Here is a 19,972-nt window from a genome sequence, read left to right as displayed (position 1 = left end):
TATCGAATTTATTTTCAATGGTCAATTTATTGGTACAAGTTTTATCAATACCGCATCGGCCGGGGCCGCGCTCAGGGTAACTTCGGGTACATCGGCCTTTAATTCGCCAATAACAGCATTTGATAAAAAGTCTCTTAACTCATATTTTTTATGCGCATCAAGATGCAGGCTTTCCCTGCTGAATACCTGCTTAAAATCGTTTTTCAGGTCGAAATTAAACAAGGCCAACATGGTGTTATCACCGGGCAGGTAAAATGATAGTTGCTGATCAAATGTTTCACCATCAGCAGTTTTTAATGGGATAAACGCTTTAGGATCGCTAAAAAAGGCGGCGATATTTTTATTGTTTAAAAACTCCTGTGCCCGATAGGCCGCAAGCGGGTTCCTAAAATCAGATCCATCGCCCAGAATGCTCCCCATCACCATCATGGCATATAAGCGCACCTTTATTTCCTGCTCGTTAAGATCAGGATTTCTCTGGAAGTTTTTCATGATGCTTACATCCAGGTTGGTATACGGGAACAAAGTACCCTGAACCCAGCCCATATGTGATCCTGTGGCTAATGATGATTCGGTACTACCCCAGCCCGGAAAGCCCTTTTGATCATCGCGCAAGTGCGAATACACATCGGTGGATACAAAACGGGTATGTGCATATTGGTGCGGAAACAGTGGCGAAATGGCCTGCGTGATAAAAATATCCTTACCCATAACGGAATCAACCAAATGCCTTAGCGTTTTCATCCCATAGTTATAGGCCTGCATTCCGGTACGTACATTTACATCGTAGCGTCTTGTTGTTTCCAGCGCGCCGGCTGTAAGAAAATCAATCTTTAAAAATTTAGCGTTGATAGCTTTGGCCTTTTTTAGTTGCTGAATGATGTACAAACGGATAGCAGGATGTGTTGGATCCATAGCGTATGCGCCCCATTTACCATCTTTGTACATGATGGGCTTGCCCTCTTTATCATGCAGTAAAACATCTTTTAAATCATAATTAGAACCGGGTACCTTTTTACCTTTAATATCATCTTTCCAGGCCCACATGGCAAAAGGGATAAAATAAAAACCCATTTGCTGACCGTTCTTAGCACCATACTCGCCTATAGATTTTAAAACTTCAGTTGAGTAAATTGCCTGGTCGTATGAATCAATGCTCAATACCGGTTTTGAATAAGTGCTGAAATTTGGCATAGAATGTATAAAATCCGAGATCTGTTCCACAGCAGGGGGCATCATTACTCCCTCGTAACCCAATACGCCTTCCACACCAAAGCTATTCCAGTAAACCGGCGCATAACCTTTCCAGGTTTGTTTACCATTGATGATTGAGTTTACCCTGCCGTAATCCAAAAACGCGTCATGTACATTGGCCAATCCGCATAAATAAATAGTTGGGGAGCTCACCGTTTTACCCAGCATAGTACCGTGTTCTGTATGATCATGCGTACCATCCAAACCACCGTATGCCGATTTTAAAGATGGATTATCAGCTGTAGCTACGCCACCAAAAACCTTTAACGAATCAACATAGCCCAGTTGGGTATCTGCTTGATAAGCTAAGCCTGTTTTCCAGAAATCATGGTTCACGCTACCTATAACCAGGCCAGAGTTTTTTAATTGATCATAAATAGCTACAAATTCATAGCTGATGCCTGTATTTTTGGGTGAGTTTGCTTTGGGCCAAGTCCTTTCTAATGTGGGTGTCCAGTCGTCATTATCAAACGGAACATCCAGGATACGGGGCTCGGTACCGGGGATAAATAATTTGCCTTTATAGGCCGGAAGGATAGCTATAGGGCTAATATCCCTGGTCTCGATGGGTTTATCTGTACTTGTAGCACTTACATTGATCAATGCATACGGCTTGTTTTCATATAGCGTAATGCGCTGTATCAAAACAATTTTATGGTTACCATCACTATGCTTTACGGTAAGACTGATGCCTTTGCCAACGTTATCATTGATTTGTGCAACTTCACAATTATGCGATGAGAAATCGGTAGTCGAAAAATTACGGGAATTTAAATCCGATACATAAGCAACGGTATTATCCATACGCATCCCGTTGGCAAATAAATAACTAACCGTCCCTGTAAGTTTATCAACGCTGATTTTCAATTGCGGGTTGCTGATAGTAGCATTATCCGCGCTTTTTTGAATTGGCTGCGCATATAGTACACTTCCCGATATTGTTAAAATAAGCGCGGCAACAAAACAGTTTAGTTTTATCCAGCTTAATTTGTACGTGCTAACTTGTAAGTTAAAATGCTGCATTTAGTTTAATTATGTGCTATTATCGATGTCTTTATTTAAAGCTTTTTAAGCTGTGCTTATCCTTTAGTTTCGCTGCTATCGTCCTGTAAAAAAACAACGCTCAAATTCTCATTCAATCAAAAAAAGGAAAAATCAGGAAGCATTAAATGTTGACTGTATCACTAATTGGTTGCGATGTAAATCTCATGGATTAAATGAGATAATAAAATAGGTAATATTATGATAATGATGGACTTTATTACGACAGGAAGCTAAATGTTTATTTGCAACTTATATACCTTATATGATGGTATTTTAAGATTTTTTATGAATGTTTGTATTTCAGGAATATCCAATTAATCTAAAGATTAAAATACAATAGTATCGATAGTGAAAAAATGATCAAAAATATTGTTCTAAGGCGAAGAGATGGTTTTGAGGGACAAAAGCTTATTGTAGTACCTAAAAAGATCATTACCAATTTTTTAAGCAAAGACCTGGTGACCAAACAGATCTACATCACTGATATTGGATACTACCCCAAAGCAAAGCACCACTACGCCGAGCGCCCCAATGGAATAAACCAGCATATTATTATTTATTGCACCGAGGGCTATGGCTGGCTGGAGATCAATAAGAAAAAAGTGGAGGTGTCACCTTCGCAATTTATTGCTATACCTGCCAATACACCACATAAGTATGCAGCCAACATGGATAAACCATGGACAATATACTGGATACATTTTAAAGGCGAAATAGCTGCATTTATAGTGGAACTGATCCTGAAGAACTCTGAAAATTACAAGCCATACCTATCTTTTAATGAAGACCGCATAAAGCTGTTCCAGGATATATGCTTTAACCTGGAGAAAGGCTATAGCAGCGATGCCTTGCGCTACGTAAACATGATATTTTCGCACTTTTTGTCGTCATTGATATATGAGGATAAGTTTAACCATTTTGACGATAAGCCAGCAGATGATGATATTGTGGAAAAGACCATCAACTACATGCAGGAAAACATCAATACCATGATCAGGCTGGATGACCTTTCCAGCTATGCTAAATTATCCACTTCACACTATTCGGCTATCTTCAGGGCCAAAACAGGTTATTCGCCAATAGAGTATTTTAACCAGTTAAAAGTTCAAAAGGCCTGTCAGTATATTTCGTTTACATCCATGTCTATCAAAAACATAGCTTTAACTTTGGGGGTAGAGGATCAATATTATTTTTCAAGGATGTTTACTAAGTTGATGGGAAGCTCGCCTAACGAATACAGAAAGAAAGTTAAAGCAAGCTAAAAAAGGCGAAAAGCAAAAGGCGAAAAGCCGAAAAGCTAAAAGCTAAAAGCTAAAAGCAAAAAGCTGAAAGCCCAAAGCTTTGAAATCAACCTGGTCCAATATATTAATATAGCATTCGGCTTTTTGCTTTTAGCTTTTTGCCTTAAGCATCCCCTCCTATTTGAATTTCGCAAACATTGGATTGATGTATGCAAACCGTCCGGTATTTTACCATTTACCTTTGTGCTATCAAATTAAAACAGCAAAATGGAACTAACAAATAAAATAGCCCTTGTAACCGGTGGTAGCCGCGGGTTGGGCAAAAACATGGCCTTAAGCCTGGCTAAAAAAGGTATTAACGTAATACTAACCTATCACAGCAAACAGGACGAGGCACAGGCAGCAGTGGCCGAAATTGAGAAAGCAGGTCTTAAAGCCGCGGCCTTACAACTCAATGCCGGCGATGTTAAAAGCTTCGATAGCTTTTTTACCGCGGTAAAAGCTGTGCTGAAAGACACTTTTAATACCGATCATTTTGACTTTTTAATAAACAATGCAGGTATTGGCGTTGGCGCTTCTTTTGCCGAAACTACGGAAGAAGATTTCGATCTGCTTTTCAATATTCATTTAAAAGGCGTATTCTTTTTAAGCCAAAAAGCGCTGCCAATTATTAATGATGGTGGCCGCATCATCAACATATCAAGCGGTTTGGCCCGTTTCAGTATGCCAGGTTATGCAGCTTATGCATCAATGAAAGGCGGTATTGAAGTACTAACAAGATATATGGCTAAAGAATTAGGCGCACGTGGAATTGCGGTTAATGTAGTTGCCCCCGGTGCTATCGAAACAGATTTTGGCGGTGGCCTGGTACGTGACAACCAACATGTAAATGATCATGTTGCCGGTATAACCGCATTGGGCCGCGTTGGCTTACCCGACGATATTGGCGGTGTAGTTGCATTTTTATGTACCGAAGAAGCCCGTTGGATAAACGCACAAAGGATAGAAGTTTCGGGCGGAATGAACCTTTAAGAATATCATTTTAAACTCCCGGTTTAAATAAAAAACTCCCGGTTGGCATCCGGGAGTTTCAAAAACAAAAATTCAAACCAATAAATTAACTAACCTTTTACAACTTTTTGTACGTTAATTAAAACGATAGGGTTACATTTTGTGAAAAATATTTTAAATACTGGTAATCAGGCAATCCGACAAGATTTTACTTAATTAATAATTAAATTCTGGATGGTGCAACACCATAAGTTTTTTTAAACGCAAACGAAAAATGGGACAGATCCTCAAAGCCCAAATCGAGGTAAACATCTGACGGGGCCTGCCCTTTTTCTTTAATAAGATAATGAGCCTCCTGTAACCTGCGCTGTTGTAGCCACCTGCTGGGCGTAACATGAAATATCTTTTCAAAATCGCGCTTAAAAGTAGCAAGACTACGGCCTGTTAAATAAGCAAAGCGATTAAGGTGAACATTAAAATGGTAGTTTTTATTCATAAAACCCTCCAGATCTATTTTACCAGGATCGCTAAAATCAAATAAAACATCTTTAAGCCCGGGGTTTGCCTGGAGTAAAATCAGGATAGCCTCACGCAGCTTTAAGCGTTGCAGATCATTGCTGATAGTATGCCCTGTTTGCTGATAAGGCAATAATGACTCCATAAAGCTTTTATAAAGCGGATCGGGCCTTAGGCTAATAAATGAATCCCCGGTATCGTGCTTATCCGATTGGTAACCATATTCAATACTGAAATTACGCAATGTTTCCTGGTCAAGATAAACGGACAAGGCCTTGTACTCGCCATTTAAAGGAGGCTGCTTTACAAACTTAACCAGGTGGTTACGTTTGCTCAATCTAAAATCGCCTTCTTTTACTGTATATATTTTATTATTTGCATCGCTTATGGTGAGCGAGCCCGCTATCTGGTAGCTAAAAACATGCTCCGGCACAAATTGCTCGCCTTCCCTGCTCCTGGCTATGTAGCAGGAATAGTTTATTTGCCGCAGTACCTGTTCTTTTTCTTGTTTAAGCATGTAATTCAAATTTACAAATAATAACAGTACAGGATTATTTACCTGTGCTGTTATTATTTATTGATAATTTATTTTTTAAGGTTGAGGTATGCTTTACCTTGTTCAGATTCAAAGAAATTATCTGCCTCATCATGATCTGTTGAGATACTAACATCGAACCACTTTTCCAGCTCGGCCAGCTTTACCGCCTCAGAACTTTTCACAATAGCTATCCCTTCGCTGCCCAATATCAAATGCAAAGGTGGCTTTGGCTCCTTAATTATATCAATCATTACTTTGGCAGCCTTATCAGGATCGCCCACGGGCACAAATTTTCCACTTTGAAAAAAGTCGGCCCTTTTACCTACAGAATCTTCATAGCCTTCAATGGATTTTGCATAGGTCATCGAGTCGCCTGCCCAATCTGTACGGAAACCACCCGGTTCAATCACAATTACTTTTATCCCCAAAGGCGCAAGCTCCTGGGCCAAACCCTCGCTAAAACCACTTAAACCAAATTTAGCCGATTGATAAATAGTAACCCCTGCTGAACCAACCCTGCCCCCAATGGAGCTGATCTGCAATATATGGCCCGACCGCTGCTTACGCATATAAGGTAATACCGCGCGTGTGATGGCAATGGGAGCATACAGGTTTGTTTCCAACTGGCTGCGCACCTGCTCATCTGTATAAGCTTCTGCGGCACCGGTGATGCCAAACCCGGCATTATTCACCAATACGTCAATGCGCCCAAAGTGTTGTATTGTTTTTTCAACCGCGGCATTTATTTGCTCCTGGTTGGTTACATCCAATTGAACAGGTAATAACTGGTTAGGATATTGATCTGCCAGATCCTTTAATTGTGCTGTATTACGTGCTGTCGCTGCTACTTTATCGCCATTGGCAAGTACTGCTGCTGTAAGGCTTCGTCCCAATCCGCGGGAGCTGCCTGTTATAAACCAAATTTTTTCCATGTCTTTTTTAATTTTTTGTTACAACAAATATCGGGTGTATTTACAACCTCAACTTTGTTAAAAAGCTCAAGTTACTTTGTTAAAAAGTGCATAAAATCAAACAGCTTATCTCTCGCCATAATAAAACGCAAACTATTTACAATCAAAAACTTATCTTTAGGCTGCCTGTATTATGATGTATTAAACTCAAGCTAATGGCGCCAAATACCACTAAAGCAACCCTGTTTCCCATACTGCTGGTAAACTTTATTGATACCCTTGGCTTTAGTGTTGTAATCCCGTTTTTGGTGGTTATTGTTTTAAAGCTGGGCGGCAATGAGGTGGTATATGGCTTTATGAGTGCCACCTATTCCGTTTTTCAGCTGATAGGCGCTCCCATCCTGGGTAATTGGTCTGACAAGTTTGGACGTAAAAAAATATTGCTCCTGAGCGAGGCTGGAACTTTTTTGGCATGGCTCATATTTTTAGCCGGGTTAATTATACCTAACCACCAGATAAAGCTAACCGACACTTTTATATTCAGTCTCCCCTTGCTGCTCATTTTTTTAGGCCGGGCGCTTGACGGCCTCACCGGCGGTAATATGTCTGTTGCCAATGCTTACGTAGCAGATATTTCTGTAAAGGAGAATCGCAAACAAAATTTTGGGCAGATGGCCGCCGCATCAAATATGGGTTTTATTTTGGGGCCATTAATGGCTGGTTTATTAGGAGCCACCATATTGGGCAACATATTACCGGTTGTAGTAACCGCACTTATTTCGTTGGTGGCATTACTGGTAATCTGGTTGCGCATCCGTGAACCCCAGGCTAAAAAAGAAAACGCCACTACTCCCTCTCCTCTCGTAAAACAAACCAATTTAAAAGGACTAAAGGAAGTGTTTAAACTACCTTATGTACCTTATTTTTTGGTCCTTTACTTCCTTATATTTTTAGGCTTCAATTTTTTTTATGTTGGCTTCCCGGTGTATGCTGCCGGGCAGTTGCATTGGAAAGTATTAAAACTGGGCATCTACTTCTCCTTTTTAAGCGGGATGATGGTTTTAGTAGAGGGACCGGTATTGAGCTTTATTGCCAAACGCGTTTCTGGCGCGGTGTTGGTAATTACCGGCAGCCTGATCCTTTGTGCCTGCTTTGTGCTTTTAAAATTCAATAACATAGTGCTCATCTATTCTTCTGCCTTTCTTTTTGCAATTGGCAATGGCCTTATGTGGCCTTCATTTATCGCTTTGTTATCTAATACCGGGAACGGACAGGTACAGGGTAAAATACAAGGATTTGCCGGCAGTGCTGGTAGCCTGGCCAGTATCATTGGCCTCATTAGCGGGGCATTTTTGTATCATACGCTGGGATCGAACCTTTTCCTGGTAACGGCGGCCTTTATGTTACTGATAGCATTCGCGGCTATACCTTTGATCAGGATCGAAAAAAAGATGTGAGATCAAAACCTCTCATCAATCAATTGCTTATTGATCAACCTACCGGTTTCAAACAAGCAATTACAGCTTCAATAACCCTTTTTGTTTCCTGCGGATCGCGAACCTGGATACAATCGGCACCGGTGGTTCGGGCGGGATAATCGTTGCCGCCGTCAAAAAGAGCATCACCCATGAACAGCATTTCTTTGATGGATATTTTCAGCATATCGCGCAGTTTGTACATCCCGTATGCCTTATCAATTCCCGGCTTGGTAACATCAATAGATGTGGCGCCGCCCAGGTTCACCGCAAACTCCGGGATCAGCTTATCAAGAATCACCTTGATTTTTTTGCGCTTTTTAAAGTCGGGGTCCCAGGCTTTTTTAGGCTCCAGGGGGGCCTTTTGTCCAAGGGCCGAAAAAGTGATCTGGCTATCACGGTCTTCCACTGTATCGCCCCAGGTCTTTTCCGCTTTAAATCCCGATTTTTCCACAGCTTGATTTAGTGACGCGGTGATCTTTTCCTTTTCCCCCGGTGTAAAATCTTCCGAATAGATCTTTTTCCATTGGGATGCCTTGTACTGGTAAAATTTGGTTCCACAGGTTGGCAATATAGATAAGTGGGGTAGCTTGCTGCCTTTGGGCAAATGTGCTATTACCTGCTTTTCAAATTGAGGCCAGTCGCCGCCAGATATGATAGCCACCTGGGCTACTTCCAGCAAGCCGGAAAACAGCAGGGCCATTTCTTTATCTATCGCCGCCTTGCTTTCTGCAAGAGTGCCATCCAGGTCAAAAACAATGAGTTTTTTCATGTTTTAATCCAACGGATGAGGAGGAGATTGGTTTTAATTTACTCCTCCATTTTAACACCTGGCATAAAGTAAATTGCTACTTTAAAGCAATTCCAGCTTTGCAAAAAAATCATTAAACATCAGGTTAATATCCAGGTGCTGGTAAACCCTGATGTTTCGGCCATTGGCATTATATTCATAAACGCCTTGCGCATTTATCCGCGGGCAGGGCTTAAGCACATAATCGCTGCTTGATGGATCAGCTTCAAAAGAGGACTGCAAGGCGGTAAGCAACACCAGCGGGCTATCGCCTAAAATATAGGTTTCGCCAATATTAAGATGGTATTGCTGTAAGCGAATCATGAGGTTTTCAAGCACGTTGTTTAAATACTTCCCTATCTCGCCATGAGGTTTTACCCTGGTTTGCAATTGTGAGTAAGGCAACAACGCCTGGCGGTAAGCATTGCGGGGTATTTGCCATAATTTTAATTGCGGCTGGTTAAAAACAACCCTCGCCGCGGCAATGTCAATATTAAGATTGTATTCGGGATTTGAATAATTAGGTGGCGGTAATGCCAGGTCGCTGTATTCGGCGCCGCCTATCCAAACCAATGTAAATTTACCGGCTATCTGCGGGTTAGTTAAAACAGCCGAAGCAACTTCGGTAAGGCCAGCTCCGCAAAGCACATATAAGGGCAAGGAAGTATCAGTACGTGAAGCCTCTTTGATAATAAAATCAACTGCCGCGCTTTTAACAGGGGTGCTATCATTGAGCATCCCCGTGTTTGATCCGGCAATTACAGGCATCCGGCCATTCATCTTCATCATTTTTAGCAGTTCGGTAGCCTTTTTAACAGCATTATCTGCCTGGGTTTTCGAGTTATCAAATCCATCCCCCACTTTAAGGTGCGAACCAATAATGCCCCTGATCTCCACCGATGATGATAACAAAAGATGAGTAAGCGCAAATAAGCCATCCGGATCGCCACTAAAGTCATTATCAATAATAACCCGCATTCTTGCAGCAACAGCTTTGCCATTAGCGGCCGTTTGCGCAAAAGACAGGCATGGCAGCATAAAAAGCAGCAAAAGGCTTATTATTGATAGTTTTCTTATCATGGTTTTAACTTAATTGGTTTGCTATGGCAATATAAACGTTTTTTGATAAGCATGTACTTTGCTATGTTGATAATAGCAACAAGAACCATTAAATGAATTTTAGTCTTGTTGCCTTTTACTCCTTTTTAAATGATGCCAATTCTCCCTACCTGTTCAATGGATACTCATTTACCCAATGAAAGCCACGCCGCAGCAGTAAAAAATTATACAGGTCGTATTTTTTGAGGTTGATGGTCAGCGAATCTCTGTCCCATTTGCCTTTCAGCAGCAGATCGCCATTTTTTGCTTCGGTGTAAGTTAAATAGTGCTTGTTCACCGTATCTGCGTATGTATTGATGGTAATAACATGTTTCTTTAGGTCGGGTTTAAAGCTGTAATTTTTTGAACTATCGTTCATGAATTTAATCTGCGCATTATCTGCATAGCTAATCACTAACTTGCGCCAGCGGTTGGTATCTGTAGTAAGCGGCGCAATGGTATCCTTGTTTCGCACAAAGCTTTGCACATCATAAATGCCATAAAAAGGTGGCTTTTTAGCCTTATCGCCGTAGTATTTAGCGGCTTGCAAATTACTTATGGTGTACCCAACAAGCACATATATTATAAAAACATATTTAATACAACATAGGGTGATGTTTTTCCACCTTTCCTTAAAACTGTGAGGAACTATGTTTGATGGTGGGGCTTCCCTATTTAGCAAAAAGAAATTAATTAAACGCCGAGCATCCTTAACCAGTAAAAACAACGACATTAGCACCAGCATGGTTGATAATAACTTAACCGGCACATCAAAACAATAGTTTATAGCCATAATATTGCCGGCAACCACCACGCCCAACAGTGCACCAAGGGTTGTTGTTTTGCGAAAAAGCAACAACAAACCACAGCTTAACTCACCTATACCTGTAAAATAATTAAAGCCTTTGGAGTAGCCCATATACGTCCAGGCCAGGCCCATGGGCGATGCATTGCCAAAGGGTTCCAACAGGCGGGCGGGAGATGGTGACGGAAATTGCAATTTAATCACTTTTATAAAGCCGTAGGTAAGCATGGTGATAGCCACATAATAACGCACAATTACACAAACCCAATAAAACAGCTTGTTATAATTGCGGGCCTTTCTGTCAATTGCCGACCAAACACTAGCACATACACCCGCCACTACCACGCTAAACAATATAATGAGGTAATCATAAGTGGTATCGCCGCTGCCATTGGTAAATATGGTAACGGGGTTGGCCATGTGTAATACATGTGCAGCCAGCCAGGGAATTAATTTATGAAATGGCTGGATATAGTACCGGGAAGCTGCATTTAAAAATGGTATGGTGCCATTGGGATTAAACAATATGTACAGCAAAAAAAACACCAGGAAAAACCTTAATGCTATTTTTTGCGCACCAGACCAGTAAATGGATTCAGTAGTGGCAGTGGTAGTCATATTTTATTGCGATGATTTAGTTTAGGCTAAATATAATAAATCAGGCAGTAAATTATTGAAGGGCAAAAAATTAAAGGGCGTAAGTAGTATCACGCACCGGGCCAGGATGCATCTGCCGCCCGGTTTTGGCACATCTCGGTTGTAAAAAAATCACAAAAAGTGGCTCTTCACCCCATTTCAAAAAGATGGAAGGTTGTTAAATATTTAAATCAGTACCGCTGTGGGTACTCCTGCTTCGGCTATAAACAACCTGTTGATAAACGACCAAATAATATCAAACAAGCTACGCTTTTTTACAGGATCAATAACAGGCACTTCAACTGGCGGCTGATCATCCGGCGGGGAATCAAGTTCCTGCATTTCAACCAGGATACTTTCACGTATGGCGGGGTCGCGGTTCACAATATCATCAAGTTCGGTAAGTTCGTTAAAGGTGGCTGTGCCACTCCTTTGTCTTTTAATCAGGATGTCGAAACGGTCTTGCAAAAATGTACGCCGCTCCAGTTGTTTATGATGCTTCATGATGCTATCCCTTAGTGAACAACATGAAGCAAAGCGAATGCCATGGTTGCATATAATTGATTATCAAATATTTACAATATTAAAAACTAACCACCGTCCATTTTTGATACAAGAATATGTGCGGTATCGGTCATGTGATACAATTGACTATCAGCAACACTAAATACAATAATATGGAAAGCTTCCCACTAAATTTAAAAAGCGATTTTGCCCCCACAACCTGCGCGACTACCTTTTATCGCAATAAATGCCTGAAGCTAAAATCCAACCTGTTTTTTTTTACGTAATTGTTAAAAACAAATTAAGCAACTTCATGAAAAATTCCAGGGATTATCATGTAAAAACGGTGGCCGAAAGCATAAGGAACACCAGGCAGCAGTTAAGCTATTCGCAGGAGTACCTGGCGGCTAAGCTTAATGTATCGCAAAATACCTACAGTAAAATTGAATTAGGAAACGTAAAACTAACCCTAGATAGATTTTTCAAGATCTGCGACATCCTGGAAATAGACCCTGTCGACGTGATCAATGGCGACAAAGAATTTGCAGCCTGATGAGGGCGAAAAAAGAATATTTAAGCCGCATTTAGTAACAATCGCGCGAGTAAAAATTTCCTAATTAACAACCTTCAATATCCCTGCCTTGTATAAACTGGGCGTAGTACCGGCAATTTTCCTGAAAGCGCGGCTAAAATAATGCTGGTTGTTAAAACCTGCTTTAAAGCAGGCATCGGCCATACTGCAATACGGGTTGTGCAATAACTGTTTGGCAAATTCTATCCGTTCCTTAATAATATAATCAACCGGCGACATCCCCATTTCATACTTAAAGGTTCTAAAGAAACTGGCTTTGCTCATGTAGGCCATCTGGCTAAGGGCGTCAATATTCAGTTTTTCGGTAAGGTGACTTTTAATGTATTGTAAAATATAAGCAAACCGGTTACCGGCAGATAGTTGCTGCAGGTTTTCCTGTACATGGTGCAGGTTTTGCATCTGCATAATACGGATAAGCAATTCTTTAAGAGTCAGGTTGGCCAGCACATCTTTGGTAAGCACATCGCCGGTGCTTATGCTGATGAGCTTATTAATGAGCTGCGCCAGCTCATGGTTATTAAAAAAATGAAACTGCTGGTAATTAAGCTGCCATTTATCATCATCGGCCCGCGGGTAATTCTCGTTCAAAAAATCAATGGTACTTTTTATCTCCTGGTGGTTAATAGCCAATGCCGTACACTGTGATGGATTAAGCTCAGATGCTTCGGGAAAATCAATTGTCATGGTAACATTGGGCGGTACAATAACCGTTTCGCCGGGCAGGTAATCAAAGCCGGGTTTATCAAACAAGTGCATTACCTTTTTGCCCCGCAGCATACTGGTAATCACCAGGTCGTTAAAAGTGAGAGGCACAAGCTCGCTGCGCTGATAAGTTTCGTAAATATTAAGTTCACAATGATTTAAAGTGTATGCCTTACGATTTTCCACAAGCGTTTGTATCTCCTTTTTACCACTCAGGGCAAACGGAGATACCAGGTTTCTCTCATTCATAATTGGCTTAATTTAAAACAAGTTAGGCATAGTTAATGATACTTTATAATTCAATTTAAAATTGAAACTATAATGCACCCAATTGATAGCATTGTGCAAATAACCAATGCCATAGGCACTTACCTTAGCTACACCAATTAAAAAACAAAAACCATTATGAGTGTAGCGCAAAGACCAATCTTTAAGGAAAAGTACGATAATTTTATTGGCGGTAAGTTTGTTCCGCCCGGCAAAGGAGAATATTTTGACAATATTTCGCCTATTGATGGCAAAGTTTTTACCCGGGCCGCGCGCTCAACCAAAGAAGATATTGACGCAGCTGTTGATGCTGCTACCGAGGCATTTAAAACCTGGAGTAAAACGGCGGCAACCCTGCGCAGCAACCTGCTGTTAAAAATAGCGCAGGTGATTGAGGATAACCTAAGTTACCTGGCCACGGTAGAAACCATTGATAATGGCAAAGCCATCCGCGAAACCATGGCTGCCGATTTGCCACTGGTGGTTGATCATTTCCGCTACTTTGCCGGCGCCATACGTGCCGAAGAAAGCAGTATATCTGAGCATGATGAGTTTACCGTAAGCATTAACCTGCAGGAGCCGCTTGGCGTAGTAGGGCAAATTATCCCCTGGAATTTTCCTTTACTCATGGCCACCTGGAAAATAGCCCCTGCTTTGGCTGCCGGCTGTTGCGTGGTAGTAAAACCTGCAGAGCAAACCCCTACCAGCATTATGGTGCTGATGGAACTGATAGGCGATATCCTGCCTGCTGGTGTATTAAACATTGTTACCGGTTTTGGACCCGAAGCCGGCAAGCCATTGGCAACTAACCCACGCATCAGTAAGGTTGCCTTTACCGGCGAAACCACAACCGGCAGGCTGATCATGCAATACGCGTCAGAAAACCTGATCCCCGTTACAATGGAGCTTGGCGGTAAATCGCCAAATATTTTCTTTGAATCTGTTGGCGATGCTGATGATGAGTTTTTTGACAAGGCTGTAGAAGGCGCTGTACTATTTGCCTTAAACCAGGGCGAGGTTTGTACCTGCCCATCGCGCATGCTGGTACATGAAAACATTTACGATAAATTTATGGAGCGCGTAATTGCCCGCACCAAAGCCATCAAAATGGGCGACCCGCTGGATTCAACCACCATGATGGGTGCGCAGGCATCAAATGATCAGTACGAAAAGATCCTGAGTTACCTGGATATTGGTAAAAAAGAAGGTGCCGAAGTATTAGCCGGCGGCGATGCCCTGAAGCTTGATGGCGACCTTGCAAACGGGTATTACATAACACCAACTATATTTAAAGGGAATAATAAGATGCGCATTTTCCAGGAAGAAATTTTTGGTCCGGTTGTATCAGTTACCACTTTTAAAACCGTTGAGGAAGCCATCGAAATTGCCAACGACACCCTTTATGGTTTGGGCGCAGGTGTTTGGACCCGCGATGCACACGAAATTTACCAGGTACCGCGCGCTATACAGGCCGGCCGCGTTTGGGTTAACTGCTACCATGCCTACCCTGCACATGCACCATTCGGCGGGTATAAAAAATCAGGTTTCGGCAGGGAAAATCATAAAATGATGCTGAACTATTACCGCCAGACAAAGAATATGCTGATCTCCTATAATAAGAACAAACTGGGCTTTTTTTAAGACCAGGCGAGTTGAGGTTGCTGCAATTGTATTGGGCTATTGCAGCGCCTCTTTTTAATACCAGATGAAAAGCAAAGAGTAGACAATTCCCCTATTAAGAAGCGGTGGGTTGTGTTTTCATTAACTAAGAACGCAGCCACTGCTATTTTGCAGCTCAACCTGCGCGTGCTCCAAAAAAGGACCCGTACTTTTGCAAAAAAGAATTTGTTATTTCTTATAACCTACCTGCCATGACCAAAAGAGTTTCTGTTACTCCCGAAGCCGAAAAGGTGATAGCTGAGCTAAAAGTCAAATTTGGCCCGCTGATGTTTCATCAAAGCGGAGGTTGTTGCGATGGTTCCTCGCCCATGTGTTTTGAAAAAGGTGAATTTAAAATTGGCAGCAGTGATGTAAAGATTGGCGAAGTAGCAGGCTTCGATTTTTTCATGAGCATTGATCAGTTTGAATACTGGCGGCACACACACCTTACACTTGATGTTACTCCCGGCAGGGGGTCCAGTTTCTCTATCGAGATCCCGATGGGTATCCGGTTTATTATCCGCTCCCGCTTATTTACCGATGAGGAGTTGAATGACCTGGAGCCTGTAGAATATTTTGAATCATAAAAATCTTAAACATTTATAATAAGCCGGGAGATATCCCGCGAAATCGCTTTTTAATATTTAAAGGGGCAAACGCCAGAAAAATCTATTAAATGACCCTGTTTGGCTCAGAATATTGGCAAATAGCGATGGGTTTGAAACCCATCGCTTTGCTGAAAGTTTTAATTTAGTTTTTAAACGCAATTTCCCTGGGTGATACCCGAGTAGTTTAACTCATACTCTACTCGCCCCAGGCTGTAATAACCAGGTCGCGGCTGCCGCCATAATTCCGATGTTCGCACAGATAAATACCCTGCCAGGTACCAAAGGCCGGGCGACCATTACGGATAGGCACCATTACCGAACTACCCAGCATGGCTGCTTTTAAATGAGCCGGCATATCATCGGATCCTTCATCATCATGCCTGTAGTCGGGATCATTCTCGGGCACGGCCTTGTTAAAATACATTTCAAAATCCTGCCGCACGGTTGGGTCGGCATTTTCATTAATAGTTAAAGATGCCGAGGTATGCTGAATAAAAACCTGCATCACTCCTACCCGCATCGTTGCTATTTGCGGTATAGCCTGCAAAACTTCGGCAGTAATTAAATGAAAGCCCCGTTTGCGCTCCCGGAGGCGAAGAATTTGCTGATGTATTTGCATGAGGTTAAATATATTGAGAATAGGTTCTTGGAGCAAGCACTTTTGGAGTAAAGATTTTTGGATCAAGGAGCAAAGACATTTAGAGTAAAAATTTTAGGACAAAAGATGAAGGATGCATTTTCCTTCTTTTTGTCCTTTGTCCAAAAATCCTTGCTCCTTACTCTAAATGTCTTTGTTCCAAAAATCTTTGCTCTTTGCTCTAAAAGTCCTTGTTCCAAAAATCCTTGCTCCTTGATCAAAAAAATCTTCGATTTTTTTCTAACTTTCTGTAACCAATTAAAATTTCTGCGGTCTCCAATATATAAATTAAAATAACCGAGCCTTTTTTGAACGCACTTAGTGATAACACGATCATGCTCCGGGTAAAAGCCGGAGATTTGGAAAGGATGGGTTTGCTGTTCGAGAGGCATTACCGTTCGTTGTATGGCTTTTTGTTCCACATGACCTATCACCGCGAGGCCAGCGAGGATATGGTGCAAACTGTGTTTTACAAAATGCTGCGGTACCGTAACAGTTTTACCGGCGAGGGCGAGTTTATGGCCTGGATGTACCAGATAGCCCGCAACGTGCTGAAAGATGAGGTCAAAAAAAAAGGCAAACTGCCCGGAACGCACCATGATGCTAATGAATTGGCCGATAGGCTTCCCGGTGGCGCCAGTGCCGATGAGCACCTGGAAAAAAAGCAAGCTAATGCCGGTTTATACATGGCGATGAATAAGCTAAGCGATGACAACCGGGAAATACTGACCCTGAGCCGTTTCCAGGAGCTGAAATACCAGGAGATAGGGCAAATTTTAGGCATCACGGAAGGTGCCGCTAAAGTTCGCGCCTTTAGGGCCATGCAGGAGTTAAAGGATATTTACACCAAAATGGAACGTTAAACAGGATGAAGATGAATTGTGAGCAATACGAGGAAAAATTTAGCGATTATATAAGTAAACAGCTAACTATTGCTGAGCGTGAGGAGTTTGAAAAACACCTGGCAGGCTGCGAAAGCTGCATGCAGGAATTTACCGCCATACAACAGGTTTGGGATTTGATGGATGAAATTCAGGTGCCCGAGCCAGGTGGCCACATGCCGGTAAAATTTAAGGCGATGCTGGATACCTACAAGCAATCTGTTGATGAGAAAAAAGAGGCGTTTAGTATTAAAGAGCTGCTGGCCCGTTTATGGCAATGGCAGCCACGCTGGCCATTGGCTTACAGTTTGGTTATAGTGCTCATCAGTTTTGGTAGCGGGTACCTTGTTTTCCATGCCAGTACCACCGGTAAGCAGGATGAGCAGTTGCAGGCCCTTACCTCGCAGGTGCATGAGTTAAAGCAAACCATGATGCTGGCCCTGCTGGAGAATCCTTCCGCATCTGAACGGATCAAGGGGGTAAGTTATACCAGCGAGATCAAGCATGCCGATAAAGAGGTGATTGACGCTTTATTTGCCACGCTTAACAACGACCCGAATGTGAATGTACGTTTGAGCACATTGGATGCTTTGACCCACCTGGCTGCGCACCCGGAAGTAAGGCAGGGGCTCATCCAATCCATCATACAGCAGGATTCGCCGCTGATGCAATCAGCCATTGCCGATGTGATGCTTAAACTGCAGGAAAAAGGATCGGTAAATTCATTTAAACAACTATTGAAACAAAAGGACCTTAATCCTGGCGTAAAGGACAAGATAAGGCAAACCATAACACAACTCATTTAAAAAAAGAACCATTTTATGAAAACAACATTGATCACCGTTTTTACGGCGCTGGGGCTTTGCTTTGCCCAAACACTGGCACACGGCCAGGAGTATAAAGAACACATCAGCAAACAGTTTACCTTTGGCAAAGGGATAGTGGTTGTTTACAACATTTGGGGAAGTATTAAGGTAGAAGGCTACGCAGGCGATAAGGTGCTGATGGAAATTGACCAAACCATTAAAGGAAAAACCCAGGCCGATGTTGATCTGGCCAAAAAAGAATTTAAGCTGGGCTTTAACCAAAAAGCAGATAGTGTAATAGCTTACACTGCCGAACCATACGATACCCGCCCCCACAATTGGACCCGCGACGATAAAGACCATCACCAGAATTACATAGTACAACTGGAATACACCATCAAAGTGCCATTCAATATGAGCCTGGCTGTTTCAACAGTAAACGATGGCCATATTACGGTTAAGGATGTTTACGGTTCATTAAAGGTTAATAACGTAAATGGTTCTTTAGAGATCATCAATGCCAAGGGCACTACTATTGCACATACCGTAAACGGCCCTGTAACGGTAAATTACCTCGCTGTGCCTCCCGGCGAATCATCATACCATACCATAAACGGGCAGATGAATATTACTTACCCCGCCAATTTATCGGCAGATCTGTCATTTAAAAGTATGAACGGCCAGTTCTTTACTGATTTTCCCGATGCCCAGGTAATGCCAAGTAAGGTGGTAAAAACTGAAGCAAAAAGTGGTGGGGGTACTACGTATAAACTTAATTCCAACTCTGATGTGCGCATTGGCTCGGGTGGTAAACTATTCAAATTTGAAACCCTTAATGGGAATATTTATATCAAAAAACAACAATAACAGAGGATAACATGAAGACGATAAAGATTTTAAGTGTATTTGCAGCAGCCATACTATTAACGGCCCGGTTATCGGCACAGGAGCAATTGGTTGTTCCGCTGAGTGATCCTGGTAAACCTTATAAACTAAATGTGGGTTTAATTGATGGTTCGATAACAATAATAGGTTACGAAGGTAAAACCATTGTAGTAGAGGGGCAGATTGACGAAAAGCGGAAAGAGCGTGAAAAAGATAAAGAGAAAGTAAGTGGTATGCGCCGTTTAAACAGCAATGGTATGGATATCAGCGCGCAGGAAAAAGATAACCAGGTAAATGTACACAGCAGCATGGGCAAACCTGTTAACCTAACCATCAAAGTTCCTAAAAGCGGGGGTAATACCTTTAAAATATCAACCGTAAATGGCGGCGACATCAATGGCAGCAACCTTGATGGCGAACTGGAGGTATCAAACGTAAATGGTTCAATTAAGCTAACAGATATCACCGGCTCGGTAGTAGCCACTACGGTTAACGGTCCGGTGGTTGTGAGTTTCAGGTCTATTGATTCAAAGGCGGCTATGGCGTTCTCTACCCTCAACGGAAAAATAGATATTACCTTCCCTGCCGGCTTAAAAGCCAACGTGAAGTTAAAATCTGATCGTGGTGATGTCTTTACTGACTTTGATGTTGCTACCGAGCAGCATAAACCCAACGTTACCCGCAGCAATAAAGACGGCATGTACGGCCTTAAAATTGACGACTGGGTATACGGCAAAATAGCCGGCGGCGGCCCCGAGATATTAATGAAAACCACTTTTGGCAGTATTTATATCAGGAAGGCGAAGTAAGAAAATAATTTGAGAATCTGGTGATTTGAAGATTTGAAAATGATAAGAGCCAATTAATTATTAGAAGCTGTTTAAATTTGATTTATTAATGTTTTTATACTTCTAATGAAGCATTTAACCACCCGTCATTGCTGTAAAGGTCAACTAATTCGGTAACAGAATTAGCTTTACAAATCCGATCTGCACAGTTTGGGATTGCTTCGTACCTCGCAATGACGATCTTTTTCTCTATTTTTAAACAGCTTCTTAAAATCGACAAAATCACCAAAACCATCTGCACATCTGTAATCTATAATCCGCACA

The 19,972-nt window shown here is 42.0% G+C and carries 19 protein-coding genes; 10 read left to right on the top strand and 9 right to left on the bottom strand.

Annotation, left to right across the window (positions count from 1 at the left end; translation table 11 throughout):
• Positions 1 to 21 precede the first annotated feature (21 nt).
• Positions 22 to 2,277, bottom strand: a complete 2,256-nt coding sequence (locus Q0R88_RS14055) for a hypothetical protein (RefSeq protein WP_295717085.1) — start codon at positions 2,275 to 2,277, stop codon at positions 22 to 24.
• Between the two features lie 377 nt (positions 2,278 to 2,654).
• Here Q0R88_RS14055 and Q0R88_RS14050 point away from each other — a divergent pair, with 377 nt between their 5' ends.
• On the top strand, positions 2,655 to 3,560 hold the full coding sequence (locus Q0R88_RS14050; RefSeq protein WP_295717082.1) for an AraC family transcriptional regulator: 906 nt from the start codon (positions 2,655 to 2,657) through the stop codon (positions 3,558 to 3,560).
• A gap of 246 nt (positions 3,561 to 3,806) precedes the next feature.
• Positions 3,807 to 4,571, top strand: coding sequence for an SDR family oxidoreductase (locus Q0R88_RS14045; RefSeq protein WP_295717081.1), 765 nt, complete (start codon positions 3,807 to 3,809; stop codon positions 4,569 to 4,571).
• Positions 4,572 to 4,773: 202 nt separating this feature from the next.
• Here Q0R88_RS14045 and Q0R88_RS14040 read toward each other — a convergent pair whose 3' ends face one another.
• Positions 4,774 to 5,583, bottom strand: coding sequence for an AraC family transcriptional regulator (locus Q0R88_RS14040; RefSeq protein ID WP_295717079.1), 810 nt, complete (start codon positions 5,581 to 5,583; stop codon positions 4,774 to 4,776).
• Between the two features lie 68 nt (positions 5,584 to 5,651).
• Positions 5,652 to 6,536: an oxidoreductase gene (locus Q0R88_RS14035; protein WP_295717076.1), complete on the bottom strand. Its 885-nt coding sequence runs from the start codon at positions 6,534 to 6,536 to the stop codon at positions 5,652 to 5,654.
• Positions 6,537 to 6,730: 194 nt separating this feature from the next.
• Here Q0R88_RS14035 and Q0R88_RS14030 point away from each other — a divergent pair, with 194 nt between their 5' ends.
• Positions 6,731 to 7,972: an MFS transporter gene (locus Q0R88_RS14030; RefSeq protein WP_295717074.1), complete on the top strand. Its 1,242-nt coding sequence runs from the start codon at positions 6,731 to 6,733 to the stop codon at positions 7,970 to 7,972.
• Between the two features lie 34 nt (positions 7,973 to 8,006).
• Here the strand turns inward: Q0R88_RS14030 and Q0R88_RS14025 are convergent, their stop codons facing one another.
• From Q0R88_RS14025 to Q0R88_RS14010, 4 genes are all read right to left on the bottom strand, one after another.
• Entirely contained in the window at positions 8,007 to 8,762 is a 756-nt protein-coding gene (locus Q0R88_RS14025; protein WP_295717072.1) for an HAD-IIB family hydrolase, read from the bottom strand.
• Positions 8,763 to 8,843: 81 nt separating this feature from the next.
• Positions 8,844 to 9,860 (bottom strand): nucleoside hydrolase, encoded by a 1,017-nt coding sequence (locus Q0R88_RS14020; RefSeq protein ID WP_295717071.1) that lies wholly within the window; start codon positions 9,858 to 9,860, stop codon positions 8,844 to 8,846.
• A gap of 145 nt (positions 9,861 to 10,005) precedes the next feature.
• Entirely contained in the window at positions 10,006 to 11,301 is a 1,296-nt protein-coding gene (locus Q0R88_RS14015) for a hypothetical protein (RefSeq protein WP_295717069.1), read from the bottom strand.
• A 204-nt stretch (positions 11,302 to 11,505) separates the two neighbouring features.
• Positions 11,506 to 11,823, bottom strand: coding sequence for a hypothetical protein (locus Q0R88_RS14010; protein WP_295717067.1), 318 nt, complete (start codon positions 11,821 to 11,823; stop codon positions 11,506 to 11,508).
• 313 nt (positions 11,824 to 12,136) lie between these two features.
• On the opposite strand from Q0R88_RS14010, the gene Q0R88_RS14005 reads away from it, so the two are divergent.
• Entirely contained in the window at positions 12,137 to 12,376 is a 240-nt protein-coding gene (locus Q0R88_RS14005) for a helix-turn-helix transcriptional regulator (protein ID WP_295717065.1), read from the top strand.
• Positions 12,377 to 12,436: 60 nt separating this feature from the next.
• Here the strand turns inward: Q0R88_RS14005 and Q0R88_RS14000 are convergent, their stop codons facing one another.
• The gene (locus tag Q0R88_RS14000; RefSeq protein WP_295717062.1) at positions 12,437 to 13,366 is read right to left on the bottom strand and encodes an AraC family transcriptional regulator; all 930 of its coding nucleotides are present in this window, start codon (positions 13,364 to 13,366) and stop codon (positions 12,437 to 12,439) included.
• Between the two features lie 156 nt (positions 13,367 to 13,522).
• On the opposite strand from Q0R88_RS14000, the gene Q0R88_RS13995 reads away from it, so the two are divergent.
• Both Q0R88_RS13995 and Q0R88_RS13990 read left to right on the top strand, forming a co-directional pair.
• Complete coding sequence (locus tag Q0R88_RS13995) at positions 13,523 to 15,025, top strand: aldehyde dehydrogenase family protein (RefSeq protein ID WP_295717060.1); 1,503 nt, start codon at positions 13,523 to 13,525, stop codon at positions 15,023 to 15,025.
• A 230-nt stretch (positions 15,026 to 15,255) separates the two neighbouring features.
• Positions 15,256 to 15,630 (top strand): DUF779 domain-containing protein, encoded by a 375-nt coding sequence (locus Q0R88_RS13990; protein WP_295717058.1) that lies wholly within the window; start codon positions 15,256 to 15,258, stop codon positions 15,628 to 15,630.
• 217 nt (positions 15,631 to 15,847) lie between these two features.
• Here Q0R88_RS13990 and Q0R88_RS13985 read toward each other — a convergent pair whose 3' ends face one another.
• On the bottom strand, positions 15,848 to 16,270 hold the full coding sequence (locus Q0R88_RS13985; protein ID WP_295717056.1) for a secondary thiamine-phosphate synthase enzyme YjbQ: 423 nt from the start codon (positions 16,268 to 16,270) through the stop codon (positions 15,848 to 15,850).
• 326 nt (positions 16,271 to 16,596) lie between these two features.
• Between Q0R88_RS13985 and Q0R88_RS13980 the strand changes: the two genes are divergently transcribed.
• Genes Q0R88_RS13980 through Q0R88_RS13965 form a run of 4 tightly spaced genes read left to right on the top strand, consistent with a single transcriptional unit; the run spans position 16,597 to position 19,669 of the window.
• On the top strand, positions 16,597 to 17,151 hold the full coding sequence (locus Q0R88_RS13980) for an RNA polymerase sigma factor (protein WP_295717054.1): 555 nt from the start codon (positions 16,597 to 16,599) through the stop codon (positions 17,149 to 17,151).
• A gap of 5 nt (positions 17,152 to 17,156) precedes the next feature.
• Complete coding sequence (locus tag Q0R88_RS13975; RefSeq protein WP_295717052.1) at positions 17,157 to 17,975, top strand: zf-HC2 domain-containing protein; 819 nt, start codon at positions 17,157 to 17,159, stop codon at positions 17,973 to 17,975.
• A gap of 15 nt (positions 17,976 to 17,990) precedes the next feature.
• Positions 17,991 to 18,842: a hypothetical protein gene (locus tag Q0R88_RS13970; protein WP_295717050.1), complete on the top strand. Its 852-nt coding sequence runs from the start codon at positions 17,991 to 17,993 to the stop codon at positions 18,840 to 18,842.
• An 11-nt stretch (positions 18,843 to 18,853) separates the two neighbouring features.
• Entirely contained in the window at positions 18,854 to 19,669 is an 816-nt protein-coding gene (locus Q0R88_RS13965; RefSeq protein WP_295717047.1) for a DUF4097 family beta strand repeat-containing protein, read from the top strand.
• Positions 19,670 to 19,972 lie beyond the last annotated feature (303 nt).

It is taken from the genome of Mucilaginibacter sp., from assembly GCF_025362475.1.
In the GTDB taxonomy this organism is placed as follows: Bacteria; Bacteroidota; Bacteroidia; order Sphingobacteriales; family Sphingobacteriaceae; genus Mucilaginibacter.
The sequence above is the reverse complement of the archived record's forward strand: the minus strand, read 5'-3'. Positions and strand labels throughout refer to the sequence as shown.